Genomic DNA, 264 nt, shown 5'->3' with positions numbered 1-264 from the left:
TGAGCAAATCCTTCGACGTGCGCGCAGGCTTGTTCGGCAAACGCCAGTTCCACGCGGTCAAGGACGTGTCCTTCAAACTGGCCAAGGGCAAAACCCTGGGCATCGTCGGCGAATCCGGCTCCGGCAAGACCACCGTCGGTCTGACCCTGGTGCGGCTGCACCAGGCCAGCGGCGGCCAGGCGCTGTTCCACGGCCAGGACCTGCTGGGCATGGACGCCAAGGCCTTCCACGCTTACAAACGCCGCATCCAGATCATCTTCCAGA

The 264-nt window shown here is 63.6% G+C and carries 1 protein-coding gene; it reads left to right on the top strand.

Annotation, left to right across the window (positions count from 1 at the left end; genetic code table 11):
* Positions 1-264: ATP-binding cassette domain-containing protein (locus HA052_RS27270; RefSeq protein ID WP_166454459.1), on the top strand; the 264-nt coding region annotated here is incomplete at both ends.

The sequence above is a fragment of the Chromobacterium fluminis genome, from assembly GCF_011602385.1.
Classification (GTDB): domain Bacteria; phylum Pseudomonadota; class Gammaproteobacteria; order Burkholderiales; family Chromobacteriaceae; genus Chromobacterium; species Chromobacterium fluminis.
Note: the sequence above shows the minus strand (reverse complement) of the source record. Positions and strands in the feature narration are given on the sequence as shown.